The following is a 12,095-nucleotide window of genomic DNA, read 5'->3' as shown; positions in this document are numbered from 1 at the left end:
GGCGCATCGGGCCCCTCGGAGGCAGGCGGCAGGTCCCGCACGGTCTCGGCCAGCTCGCCGACGGTCTTGGCGCGGTAGAGGGCGTCCAGCCGCTCGGTGTGCTCGGCCGGGTCGAGCCGCCCCTCCGCCAGCGCCTCGCGCAGGCGGTCCGCCACGCGCTCGCGGTCGGCGTCCGAGGCGCGCATCTTCTCCGGCTCCATGGCCGCCGCCCTCCCCTGGGTGGGTGATCCGTCGGCCGCGTGCACCACGTCGGCCGCCCCGATCGGGTATGTCGAATATGCCACGCCTGCGCCCCTCCCGCTCAGTCCTGCGCGCCGGGCTCGCGGGTCCTGACCGAGACCGAGCCGAGCAGCACCAGGCCGGTGACCGCCACGGTCGGGGCGTCCGGCCCGGCGGGCGCCGCCCCCGCGATGTCGACCGACCCCAGGACGGTGTTCGCGTGGTCGACCACCCGCACCCCCGGCGGCACGACCAGCTCCACGCTGCCCAGCAGCACGGCGCACTGCAGCACCACTCGGGGGCGGGACATCACCGCCTCGCACATGTCCAGTTCGATGGAGCCGAGCACGGTGGAGGCGTTGGTGCGGGGCTCCACCAGCCACCGGCCCGAGCGCTCGGCGGAGGCGAGCAGCGCGATGATGTTCTCCGAGCCCTCGGAGGGCCCGTCGGAGGACACGGCGGGGGCGGGCGAGGCCGCCGTGCCGGTGGTCCCCCCGGGCAGGTCCTCGGTCAGGCCGACGAGCTCGCCCATGGTCTTGGCGGCGAAGGCCGAGTTCAGGCGCTCGTCGTACTCGGCGTGGTCGAGGCGGCCGTCTCCCAGCGCCTCCCCCAGGCGCCGGGCGGTGCGCTCGCGGTCGGCGTCGGAGGCGCGCAGCCCGGACGCGGTCGCGGTGGGGACGTCGTCGTTCATGACCACGAGTATCGTCCCGTGGGGGGCCGCAGGGGATCCGGTGGCGACCCTGGGGTTCCCCTGAGACACGCCCTGAGGGGCCGAGCGCACGTGCTTAAGGACTGAGGAGAACGATGGACGGCCAGGTGCTGCGGATGAGCGGGGCGGGGGTGCGCCGCGACGGCGCCGAACTGCTGACCGGCGTCGACTGGACGGTCGAGGAGGACGAGCGCTGGGTGGTCCTGGGCCCCAACGGGGCGGGCAAGACGACGCTGCTGGCGCTCGCCGCGGTCGAGCAGCGGGCCACCGAGGGCTCCGTCGAGGTGCTCGGCGAGCCGGTCGAGGGGGCCGACGCCACCGAGCTGCGGTCGATGGTGGGCTATGCCGGGTCCTCGGTGGCGCACCGGACCCCGGACTCCTCCGTCGTGCTCGACCTGGTGATCAGCGCCGCCTACGGGCTGCTGGGCCGCTTCGGCGAGGAGTACCAGACCCCCGACTTCGGGCGGGCCCGCGCGCTGCTGGCCCAGTGGGGCGTGCTGCACCTGGAGGACCGGCGGTTCGGCACCCTGTCGGAGGGGGAGCGCAAGCGCGTGCTCATCGCGCGCTCGCTGATGGCCGACCCCGAGGTGCTGCTCCTCGACGAGCCCGCCGCCGGGCTGGACCTGGGCGGCCGGGAGGACCTGCTGCGCCGCCTGGCCCGGCTGGCCGACACCCTGGAGGCGCCGACCCTGGTGGTGGTCTCGCACCACGTCGAGGAGATCCCGCCGGGGTTCACGCACGGGCTGCTGCTGCGCGAGGGCCGGGTGGTGGACGCCGGGCCGCTGGAGTACGTCATGAACGCCGACACCCTGGGCGAGACCTTCGGGATGCCGCTGAAGGTGGAGCGCGACGGCGACCGGTGGAGCGCCCGGGCGGTGTGAGGCCGCCGGGAATGGCGGGGCGAAATGCGGTATGTGGAGAACCTGCCCATACGGTCGGCCGCAACGGGGCGGCGCGGGAATTCCGTGCGCCGGGCCTGTCCGCATACGGCCAGGTAAGGCGGGTTTGTGCGCTGGTGAAAGGCGTTCTTCCGGAACAGGGGCGTTGATCGGGTTTTATGATCGCCGCGAAGCCCCCCGCCCGCCCCGCCGAGGAGAGCCGGAGCCGCCCCCGATGCTTGCCATTGTCCTCATCCTCCTGGTCTTCGTGGCGATCCTGCTCGTCATCGGATGGCGCAGCGTCTGCATCGTCCCGCAGTCGATGGTGTACGTCGTCGAGCGCTTCGGCCGCCACCACCGGGACCTGAAATCCGGGTTCAACATCGTCGTCCCGTTCGTCGACCACATCCGCGAGCGCATCGACATGCGCATCCAGGTGGTCAGCTTCCCGCCGCAGGCCGCCATCACCCAGGACAACCTGTCGGTGAACGTGGACACCGCCGTCTACGTCAGGGTCACCAACCCCTACAACGCCACCTACAAGGTCGCCAACTTCATCCAGGCGGTCGAGCAGCTCGCCTCGGCCACGCTGCGCAACGTGGTCGGCGGCATGGAGCTGGAGCAGACCCTCACCTCCCGGGACCAGATCAACCGGGAGCTGCGCTCGGTGCTGGACGAGGCCACCGAGGAGTGGGGGATCGAGGTCAGCCGCGTGGAGCTGAAGGCCATCGAGCCGCCGGAGTCGGTGCAGGAGGCGATGGAGAAGCAGATGCGCGCCGACCGCGACAAGCGGGCCGAGATCCTCACCGCGGAGGGCCTGAAGCAGTCGGCGATCCTGCGCGCCGAGGGTGAGCAGTCGGCGGCCGTGCTCACCGCCAAGGGCAGCGCCGAGGCGGAGATGATCAACGCCAAGGCCGAGGCCGACGCGAAGACCCTGCGGGCGCGCGGCGAGGCCGACGCCATCCAGATGGTGTTCAAGGCGCTGCGCAGCGGCGAGGTCGACAAGGACATGCTCGCCTACAGCTACCTGCAGAAGCTTCCCGAGATCGCCCAGGGCGACGCCAACAAGGTGTGGATCGTCCCCTCGGAGATGTCCAAGGCCATGGAGGGCATCGGTGACGCGTTCGGGCGGTTCCGCTTCGAGGGGACGGAGGGCCCGGGGTCCGAGCGCCCCTCCAGAGGCGACTGAGAACGCCGCCGGGCTCCGGGGGAATCCGGGGGAGGCCGATGGAACAAGAGGGACCGTCGGGAAATAAGGTGTGCCGCCGGCCGGGGGGTCGGCGGCTCCCTTGTCATCCGTGGTCGTCCTCGTCCTTCCTCGGCGGTCCGGGGGGAATGGCGGGTTACCGGACGCCCGTCCCGGTCCGTTCGTAGCGGCGGCGGGCGCTGTCGAGCAGGTCCCACCAGGAGGAGACGTCCGGACGGCGGCGCAGCAGCGCGCGGCGCTCGCGTTCGGTCATCCCGCCCCAGACCCCGTACTCGACCCGGTTGTCGAGCGCTTCGGCCAGGCATTCGGTGCGCACCGGGCATCCCCGGCAGATCAGTTTCGCGCGGTTCTGGGCGGCACCCTGGACGAACAGGGCGTCGGGGTCGGTATCGCGGCAGTTCGCCTGCAGGCTGAGATCAGCGGTCCACATGTTGCCCCACTCCCAAGATCAGACATGTGTCGTGGTCGTGCCGACGGGCGCGTCGTCGGCGACGCGGGGAAAGGGCGGACGGGCCGAGACGTAAGGACGCGCGAACCCCGGACCGGCGTGCACACCGGCCCCTCCCGGGGATCGGTCCCTTTTCGGCGCGCGGTGCCCCTCCTCACCGCTGCGGTCGAAACTACGGACCGTGGCGTGGAACCGACAGGCCCCATTCGGCCCATTTCTGAAATAGTCCGTGTGGGTCATAGCCAGATCGGGGGTCCATCACCACGGGTCGGCATATTGTGACGGTGGGCGACCGGGGTCGGTGGGGGTGATCGCCGCGGAGTGACGGAAGTCACTCCTGCTCAGCGGGTTTTCGGGCCCCCGGTTCGGGGGTCGGGGGCGGGGCCGGGCGACGGCACGGCGGTCGCGGTGTGTAGATTGTATGCAGTCCGTGCGCGGACGCGACCTGTCCCCGAAGCTCCGAACGAAGGCCGCCGATGGAAGTCTGGGAAGCCCTCGCCGTCCTGGCGGCGGGGATCGGTGCGGGCGCCGTGAACGCGGTCGTGGGCTCCGGAACGCTCTTCACCTTCCCGGTGCTCCTCGCGCTCGGCTACCCGCCGATCACCGCCACCGTCTCCAACAGCATCGGGCTGGCCCCGGGCTCGCTCAGCGGCGCCCTGGGCTACCGCAGGGAGCTGCGCGGCCAGCGCGGCCGGGTGCTCCGCCTCGGCGCGATGTCCCTGCTCGGCGCGCTCGGCGGCGGCATCCTGCTGGTCACCCTGCCCTCCGGGGTGTTCGAGCGGGTGGTGCCGGTGCTCATCGCCGGGGCCTGCCTGCTGATCATCCTGCAGCCGAAGATCTCGGCCTGGGCCCGCGCGCGGCACCCGGCCCGGCCCGACGGGGGCAGGCTGCTGCCGGTGGGCGTGCTCGGCGCGGGCGTCTACGCCGGGTACTTCGCGGCCGCCCAGGGCATCGTCCTGATGAGCCTGCTCGGCACCGCGATCGACGACGACGTGCAGCGGCTCAACGCGCTCAAGAACTGCCTGGCGTTCACCGTCAACGCCACCGCCGCCGTCTTCTACATCTTCTTCGCCTCGCCCGCCTGGGGCGCGGTGGCGCTCATCGCGGCGGGCTCGGTCCTGGGCGGCTACGTGGGCGCGAGCCTGGGGCGGCGGCTCAAGCCGGTGGCGCTGCGCGGGCTGATCGTGGCCGTGGGGCTCAGCGCCGCCGTGCAGCTACTGATCGAGTGGTGACGGCCGACACTTCGGCCCATCGGCCCCGGACGGCCCGGCGGGCCGGAACCCCGGGGGAGCGGGCGCCCTGAGGGGCGGCGGCCCGGCTCCCCCGGACGGATCTCACCCGCGGGAGAAGTACCCCCGCCGGTCGGCGTCCTCGATCAGTGCCGAGGCGTAGGCGCCGAGCGCCTCCGACCCCTCCGCGATGATCTTGACCTTGTCCATGACCTGGGCGCGGGTCACACCGTGCCGCACCCACGTGCCGCCCTCGGTGTGCCAGTTCGCCAGCATCGGCGCCAGGCGGTCGATCGCCTTGGCGAACCGGGCGTCGGGCGTTCGGCGGGCCTCGAACTCCTCCCACAGCTCGCGCGCCCGCCCGGCCTGGTCCTCGGGCAGCAGGGCGAAGATCCGATCGGCCGCGGCGCGTTCGCGCTCGGCCTGGGTGCTCTGCCCCTCCCTGTCGTACAGGAAGGTGTCACCGGCGTCGATCTCGACGATGTCGTGCAGCACCAGCATCTCCACGACGCGGTCCACGTCGGCCCCCTCCGGGGCGTACTCGGCGAAGACGCGGGCGGCGAGCGCCAGGTGCCAGGAATGCTCGGCGGCGTTCTCCCTCCGCGCTCCGTCGACCAGCATGTTCCGCCGGAGAATGCGCTTGAGCTTGTCCGTCTCCAGGAAGAACCGGAGCTGGGACGTGAGTCGTTCGTGGTCGACCCCGCCGGCGAACACCGGTGCCGGTTCCGTCACGTAAGTCGCCCTCCTAGATGATGTCGGGTGGACACTGGGGGATAGCCTCGGACGCCCGGCGCCGCTCGGGGGACGGACCCCATGGAACGGGCGCGGGCTGACGCGGCGGAGACCACGGGGGGAGCCGGCATGGACCGACGGGTGAACGCACGGACACGCCTCCTCGTCGTCGGGGGCGACGCGGCGGGCATGAGCGCGGCCTCGCAGGCGCGCCGCCGGATCGGCCCCGACGGGCTGGAGATCCTCGCCTTCGAGCGCGGCGCCCACACGTCCTATTCCGCATGCGGCATCCCCTACCTGGTCGGGAAAACCGTAGCCGGTCCCGAGGACCTCGTGGCCCGGGACCCCGCGACTTTCCGCCGCGACCACGCCATCGACGTGCGGACCGGGACCGAGGTGCGCGCGCTGGACCTGGACCGCAGGACGGTGGAGGCGGTCGGCCCCGACGGCCGGGTCTCCACCGAGCCCTTCGACCACCTGATGGTGGCCACCGGCGCCGTACCCAGGCGCCCCGGCCTGCCCGGAGACGGGTCCGAAGGGGTGTTCGGGGTGCAGACCCTGGACGACGGCATCGCGGTGACGGCCTACCTGGAGGAGCGGCGGCCCAAGCGCGCGGTGGTCGTCGGCGGCGGCTACATCGGACTGGAGATGGCCGAGGCGTTCGCGCTGCGGGGCATGGAGGTGACGGTCATCACCTCGGGGGACGAGCCGATGGCGACCGTGGACCCGGAGATGGGCGCCCTGGTGCACCGGGCGATGACCGGGATGGGCATCGACGTGCGCACGCGGGAGCGGGTGAGCGCGATCGAGGCGGAGGACGGCAGGGTCTCGGCGGTCGTCACCCCCGAGGGGACCTACCCCGCCGACATCGTGGCGCTGGGCCTGGGCGTCCGGCCCGCGAGCGACCTCGCGCGCGACGCGGGCCTGGAGATCGGCCCGTCGGGCGGTATCGCCGTGGACGCGCGGATGCGCACCTCGCACGAAGGGGTGTGGGCGGCCGGGGACTGTGTGGAGAGCTTCCACCGGATCAGCAGGGCACCGGTGGCCATCGCCCTGGGCACGCACGCCAACAAGCAGGGCCGCGTCGCGGGCATCAACATCGGCGGCGGCTACGCCCGCTTCGAGGGTGTGCTGGGCACCGCCATCACCAAGGTGTGCGACCTGGAGGTGGCCCGCACGGGCCTGGGCGAGGCCGGGGCCGAGGCGGCGGGCTTCGCCTACGAGACGGCCACGGTGGAGTCCACGACCCGCGCCGGGTACTACCCGGGGGCGACGTGGATGACGGTCAAGCTGCTCGCCGAGCGCCGCAGCGGCCGCCTGCTGGGCGGCCAGATCGTGGGCCGGGAGAACTCCGGGAAGCGCGTGGACGTGCTCGCGACCGCGCTGTGGAACGGGATGGACGTGGAGGACGTGAGCGGGATGGACCTGAGCTACGCCCCGCCGTTCTCCCCGGTATGGGACCCGGTCCTGATCGCGGCCAGGAAACTGTCCGAGAAGCTGGGCGGCTGAACGGGAGCATGCCTGCCGAGGCGCCGCGGACGCGGGGGCCGGGCGAAGCCGACGCGCGCCCTTGTGCACCCGTGCGGCGCTGCTCCGCCGGGCTCCGTCCGTCCTCTCGCCCTTACACCTCGGACAGGTGCCGGTGGAACCACTCCGTCAGCGCCCGGTCGGCCAGGACGCCGCCCGGGGTGGGCGGGCCGGGCTGGAGGCCGGGTTCGGGGCCCAGGGTGTGCGCCAGGTCGGGGACGACCGCGTGCCGCACCCGTTCGGGGCCGGTGTAGGGGGCCAGCGCGGTGCACAGGCCGCGGCCGTGGTCCGGCGGGACCACCTCGTCCTGGCCGCCGCTCACCACCAGGACCGGGGGGATCTGCCTGCGGGCCGCCATGTCCGAGACGCGCCCGGCGATGTCCAGCCGGAGCGCCGCGTCGCGGGCGTCCTCACTCCAGGCGTAGGGGACTCCGGTGCGGCGCTCGCGGGCGGCGATCACCCGCTGCGGCGCGGTCACCGGGTTGACCACGCCCACCGCGGCCACCGGCAGGTCGGACTCGGCCAGCGCCAGCATCGCCGCCGCGCCTCCGGCGCCCACCCCCATCAGCCCCACCGGGCCGTCGATCACGGGGAAGCGCGTGGCGAGTTCCGCGGCGGCCGCGTACAGCTCGTTCCCGGACCGCTCCACCACCGGGGCGTACAGGTGCAGCAGGTAGTCGGCGCGCCCCAGCTCGTTGACGGCGGCGACGCCGCCCTCGGGCAGGCGGNGCAGGCCCAGGTAGCCCCGCCACGCCGGGAGCGAGGCCATCGGCAGCGTCCCGGCCAGGGCGGTCTCCCCGCGCGGCGGCTCGAACGCGTGCAGCGCCAGCACCAGCGGGGCGCGCGGACCACCGATCGCGGGCGGGACCGCGAGGAACGGCACCCCGGCCGCGGTGCCCGCCACCGGGCCCGGGGCCGGTTCGGCCGCGGGTGATACTGCGGTTTCGGTGTGCGTCAACGAGGGCTCCTCCCGTCGGTCTGCGCCGCCCCGTGCCCGCGGCGCCGGTGCGCCGCGGCCCCCCGGCCCCGGCTCAGGCGAAGTGCCGGCCCAGGTAGCACCGGAGCATCAGCTTGGCTTCGGAGATCAGGTCGGGGTCCCCGTCCGGGTCGGCGCGGAAGGCGAGTTTGAGCACCGCGTCGGCGGCCTCCACGGCGACGGTGACGGCGCGGTCCAGGCGCTCGCTCTCCTCGGCCCCGGCCACGGTGGTGAGCAGCTCGCGCAGGCGGGCGGCGATCACGCCGTTGTTGTCGGAGGAGGTGTCGAGCAGGCGCACGTCCACGATGTCGCCGAAGTGCAGGCTGCGGAAGCCCGGGACGCTGCGGTGCATGTCCAGGTACTCGTCGATGATGACATCGACGGCCTCACTCCAGTGATCGAACCCCCCGTTCTTCAGGCGCTCGGCCACGCGGTGGCTGAACATGTCGAGGTAGCGCAGGACCAGCGCTTGGGTGATGGCCTTCTTGTCCGGGAAGAACTGGTAGACCGATCCGATGGCGACGCCCGCGCGTTCGGCGATGCGCGTGGTGGACAGTCCGCTGTACCCGCCCTCGTCCAGGAGTTCGGCGCAGGCGTCCAGCATCCGCTGGACGCGCGCCATGCTGCGCTGCTGGGCGGGCCGCCGGCGCAGCGGAGCGTGCGCGAGCGCGGGCTCGACGGCGATGGAACTGCGGGAAGTAGTCATCACATCCCTATGATGCCTTTCCGGAATCAAATGGTTCCCGTAATATTCCGGGTTCGTGCCCTGCGAATGCCGGGGCGGCGAATTGGCCGAATCCGGCCGCCGAGGAGGGGGTGTGCACCCCTGTGGCGGCTGGTAGAGGAGGTGGTCCGGTGCAGGTCGGCGGTCCCGGCGAGGTGCCCGTGTTCCCTTCCGGATTCCTCTGGGGCGTGGCGACCTCCGCCCACCAGGTCGAAGGCGGCGCCGACGCGCGCGGCCGGTCGGTCTGGGACGCCTTCGCCGCCGAGCCCGGCCGGATCCGCGACGGCGCCACCGGCGCCGTCGCCTGCGACCACTACCACCGCTCCGACGAGGACACCGGGCTGCTTCGGAACCTTGGGGTAAGCGCTTACCGCATGTCCCTGTCCTGGCCCCGGATCCAGCCGGAGGGGCAGGGCCGGATCAGCGCCGTCGGGCTGGACTTCTACGACCGGCTGGTCGACGGCCTCCTGGCCGCCGGGATCGAGCCGGTCCCCACGCTCTACCACTGGGACCTGCCCCTCCCCCTGGAGGAGCGGGGCGGATGGCTGTCCCGGGAGACGGCCGACCGCTTCGCCGACTACGCGCAGGCGGCGGTCGACCGCCTCGGCGACCGGGTGCGGCGGTGGATCACGCTCAACGAGCCGTTCGTGCACATGGCCTACGGGTACGCGTTCGGTGTGCACGCCCCCGGCAAGGCCCTGATGACCGGCGCGCTGCCCGCCGGGCACCACCAGCTCCTCGCGCACGCGCGCGCGTCGGCAGTCCTGCGCGAGGCCGGCCGCACGGTGCTGCTGACGAACAACCTGACGCCGGTCGAGCCGCTCCGGGAGGGCGAGGACGCGGACCGCGAGGCGGCACGGGCCTACGACGCCCTGCACAACCGCATGTTCCTGGACCCGCTCCTGCTGGGGCGGTACCCGGACCTCGGCGCCTACGCCCCCGGCGGCCGGTCGCCGCTGGAGGGCACCGTGCTCCCCGGCGACCTCGGCGAGATCCACGGGTCGGCGGACGCGCTCGGAGTGAACTACTACAACCCGACCGCCGTCGCGGCCCCCGAGCCGGGCGACGGCCTGCCGTTCGCCCTGCCGCCGTACACCGACCGCCACCCCGGCACGCCGACCACCGCCTTCGGCTGGCCGGTGGTCCCCAGCGGGCTGTACGACCTCCTCACCGGCCTGCGCCGCCGCTACGGCGACCGGCTCCCCCCGATCTACATCACCGAGAACGGGTGCTCCCGCGACGACGCCCCGGACGCGTCCGGGCGGGTTCCCGACCCCGAGCGCTGCACCTACATGGACGGCCACCTGCGCGCGCTCGCCGACGCCGTCGCCGACGGGGCCGACGTGCGCGGCTACTTCGCCTGGTCGCTGATGGACAACTTCGAGTGGGCCGAGGGCTACACGCAGCGCTTCGGCCTCGTCCACGTCGACTTCGACACGGGACGGCGCACACCCAAGGACTCCTACGCCTGGTACCGGGCGTGGATCGCGGCCCAGCGGGCCCGGAGCGGCAGCGACGGAAGCGACAGCACGGACACCGACCAGAGCAACCCGACCCCGACCCCGACCCGAAGGAACCAGCCATGACGGGGATGCCCGAGGACACCACCGAGGCGGAGCTCGACCGCGTGATGGAGGCGGCGGCCGCGGCCGCCCCCGACTTCGCGGCGATGCGCCCGGCCGACCGCGCCGCCGTGCTGCGGGCGGCCGCCGACGCCCTCGACGGGGCGGCCGAGGAGCTGGTGCCCATCGCCATGGAGGAGAGCCGCCTGCCCGAGGCGCGGTGCCGCAACGAACTCGGGCGCACCACCTTCCAGTTGCGCTTCTTCGCCGACCACGTCGAGGAGGGGCGCTACCTGGAGGCGTCGATCGACCGCCCCGACGGGCAGTGGGGCATGGGGCCGCGGCCGGACGTGCGGCGGATGCTCGTGCCGGTGGGGCCGGTCGTGGTGTTCGGCGCGAGCAACTTCCCGTTCGCCTTCAGCACCGCCGGGGGCGACACCGCGTCGGCGCTGGCGGCGGGGTGCCCGGTCGTCGTCAAGGCGCACCCCGGGCACCCGCGCCTGGCGCGCCGCACGGGAGAGGTCGTCGCCGACGCGCTCACCAAGGCGGGCGCGCCTGAGGGCGTGTTCGCGGTCGTCTATGGGCAGGAGACGGGGCGCAAGGCGGTGCTGCACCCGCGGGCGCGCGCGGTCGGCTTCACGGGGTCGATCCCGGGCGGGCGTGCGCTGTTCGATCTGGCGGCGTCGCGGCCCGACCCGATCCCGTTCTACGGGGAGCTGGGGAGCGTCAACCCGGTGTTCGTGACCCGCGGGGCCATGGCGGCGCGCGGTGGGGAGATCCTGGAGGGCTACGCCGGGTCGTTCACTATGGGCGCGGGGCAGTTCTGCACCAAGCCGGGTGTGCTGCTGGTGCCGAGCGACGCCGACGTGTCGCCCCTGGTGGACGACGTGCGCGGGCGCGCGGCGGCGGAGCTGCTGAACGACCGCGTGGAGTCGGGCTTCAGCTCCGGGCTGGAGCGGCTGAGCGGGCGTTCGGACGTGGAGGTCCTGGTCGAGGGGGCGCAGCGGGGCGACGGGTGGACGCCGTCGCTGCTGAGGACCGACGTCGACGCGCTGCTGGCCGACCCCGGAGGGCTGCTGGAGGAGTGCTTCGGCCCGGCGTCGCTGGTGGTGACCTACGACGACGAGGAGCGGCTGCTGGAGGTGGCCGGGACGCTCCAGGGGCAGCTCACCTCGACCGTGCAGGGCGAGGAGGACGACGCGATCGCGCCCGGACTCCTGGCGTCGCTGTCCGAGCACGCGGGACGGGTGCTGTGGAACGGCTGGCCGACCGGGGTGTCGGTGACGCACGCGATGCACCACGGCGGGCCGTACCCGGCTTCGACGTCACTGCACACGTCGGTGGGGACGACGGCGATCCGCAGGTTCCTGCGGCCGGTGGCCTACCAGTCGGTGCCGGACGCGCTGCTGCCCGAGGCACTGAAGGATGAGAACCCGCTGGACATCCCCCGCCTGGTGGACGGAAAGCCGGAGTAATCGGACTGACACCCGGCGGGGAGGGGTGACCCTCCCCGCCGCTTTGATCGGTGGATGCTCGGGTCCAGGTAGTGACCCCACCGCCCGTTGCGTGTGGTCGCTCTTGCGCGGCGGGCCCACCCACCCCCGCCTCACGGTGCGGGGCGTGCGGGTCCGTTCCTGCGTCTCAGCCCAAGAGGCCGATGGCGTAGGCGGCCAGGAGCATGCCCAGGACCGTGCATGTGTGCCGGGTGGTCTCCCAGCGGCGATCGCTGCCATCGAGAAGGCCGGGGCGCCGGAGGCGCCCCCGAGAAAAGGGTCTCTTCCTCCTCTTGGCCACCGGAGCGGGGCGGGCGGGCGCGCTCGGCCGGGGGAGTGGTCCGCGCTCTTCGCGCGGAGGGCGGGAAGGTGTCGCGTTCGGTGCTTGGGA

Annotated in this window: 12 protein-coding genes; 6 read left to right on the top strand and 6 right to left on the bottom strand. The window is 73.4% G+C overall.

Annotated features, from left to right (window positions below; all coding sequences use genetic code 11):
- Together D476_RS34275 and D476_RS0123370 are read right to left on the bottom strand one after the other, a co-directional pair.
- Positions 1 to 200 (bottom strand): DUF1707 SHOCT-like domain-containing protein (locus D476_RS34275; protein WP_040726884.1); only part of this gene is annotated, 200 nt, incomplete at its 3' end.
- A gap of 101 nt (positions 201 to 301) precedes the next feature.
- On the bottom strand, positions 302 to 910 hold the full coding sequence (locus D476_RS0123370) for a DUF1707 SHOCT-like domain-containing protein (RefSeq protein WP_017626345.1): 609 nt from the start codon (positions 908 to 910) through the stop codon (positions 302 to 304).
- Positions 911 to 1,023: 113 nt separating this feature from the next.
- Between D476_RS0123370 and D476_RS0123365 the strand changes: the two genes are divergently transcribed.
- A complete protein-coding gene (locus D476_RS0123365; protein ID WP_017626344.1) occupies positions 1,024 to 1,809 on the top strand; it encodes an ABC transporter ATP-binding protein in 786 nt (261 codons plus the stop codon).
- Positions 1,810 to 2,041: 232 nt separating this feature from the next.
- Entirely contained in the window at positions 2,042 to 2,995 is a 954-nt protein-coding gene (locus D476_RS0123360; protein ID WP_017626343.1) for an SPFH domain-containing protein, read from the top strand.
- 154 nt (positions 2,996 to 3,149) lie between these two features.
- Here D476_RS0123360 and D476_RS0123355 read toward each other — a convergent pair whose 3' ends face one another.
- Positions 3,150 to 3,443: a WhiB family transcriptional regulator gene (locus tag D476_RS0123355; RefSeq protein ID WP_017626342.1), complete on the bottom strand. Its 294-nt coding sequence runs from the start codon at positions 3,441 to 3,443 to the stop codon at positions 3,150 to 3,152.
- Between the two features lie 494 nt (positions 3,444 to 3,937).
- On the opposite strand from D476_RS0123355, the gene D476_RS0123350 reads away from it, so the two are divergent.
- Positions 3,938 to 4,693 (top strand): sulfite exporter TauE/SafE family protein, encoded by a 756-nt coding sequence (locus tag D476_RS0123350; protein WP_017626341.1) that lies wholly within the window; start codon positions 3,938 to 3,940, stop codon positions 4,691 to 4,693.
- A 102-nt stretch (positions 4,694 to 4,795) separates the two neighbouring features.
- Here the strand turns inward: D476_RS0123350 and D476_RS0123345 are convergent, their stop codons facing one another.
- A complete protein-coding gene (locus D476_RS0123345) occupies positions 4,796 to 5,422 on the bottom strand; it encodes an HD domain-containing protein (protein WP_026123791.1) in 627 nt (208 codons plus the stop codon).
- A gap of 129 nt (positions 5,423 to 5,551) precedes the next feature.
- On the opposite strand from D476_RS0123345, the gene D476_RS0123340 reads away from it, so the two are divergent.
- Positions 5,552 to 6,931 carry an FAD-dependent oxidoreductase gene (locus tag D476_RS0123340; RefSeq protein ID WP_017626339.1) on the top strand — a complete coding sequence of 460 codons (1,380 nt, stop codon included), beginning with the start codon at positions 5,552 to 5,554 and terminating at the stop codon, positions 6,929 to 6,931.
- 112 nt (positions 6,932 to 7,043) lie between these two features.
- Here the strand turns inward: D476_RS0123340 and D476_RS0123335 are convergent, their stop codons facing one another.
- Positions 7,044 to 7,907 (bottom strand): prolyl oligopeptidase family serine peptidase, encoded by an 864-nt coding sequence (locus D476_RS0123335; protein WP_051061824.1) that lies wholly within the window; start codon positions 7,905 to 7,907, stop codon positions 7,044 to 7,046.
- 73 nt (positions 7,908 to 7,980) lie between these two features.
- On the bottom strand, positions 7,981 to 8,547 hold the full coding sequence (locus tag D476_RS0123330) for a TetR/AcrR family transcriptional regulator (protein ID WP_026123790.1): 567 nt from the start codon (positions 8,545 to 8,547) through the stop codon (positions 7,981 to 7,983).
- Positions 8,548 to 8,804: 257 nt separating this feature from the next.
- On the opposite strand from D476_RS0123330, the gene D476_RS0123325 reads away from it, so the two are divergent.
- Both D476_RS0123325 and D476_RS0123320 read left to right on the top strand, forming a co-directional pair.
- A complete protein-coding gene (locus tag D476_RS0123325) occupies positions 8,805 to 10,235 on the top strand; it encodes a GH1 family beta-glucosidase (protein WP_239648807.1) in 1,431 nt (476 codons plus the stop codon).
- Positions 10,232 to 11,686, top strand: a complete 1,455-nt coding sequence (locus D476_RS0123320) for an aldehyde dehydrogenase (NADP(+)) (protein WP_017626335.1) — start codon at positions 10,232 to 10,234, stop codon at positions 11,684 to 11,686. Before D476_RS0123325 ends, D476_RS0123320 begins: the two co-directional genes overlap by 4 nt.
- The last annotated feature ends 409 nt before the right edge of the window (positions 11,687 to 12,095 follow it).

The sequence above is a fragment of the Nocardiopsis chromatogenes YIM 90109 genome (assembly GCF_000341185.1).
In the GTDB taxonomy this organism is placed as follows: Bacteria; Actinomycetota; Actinomycetes; order Streptosporangiales; family Streptosporangiaceae; genus Nocardiopsis_A; species Nocardiopsis_A chromatogenes.
The sequence above is the reverse complement of the archived record's forward strand: the minus strand, read 5'-3'. Positions and strand labels throughout refer to the sequence as shown.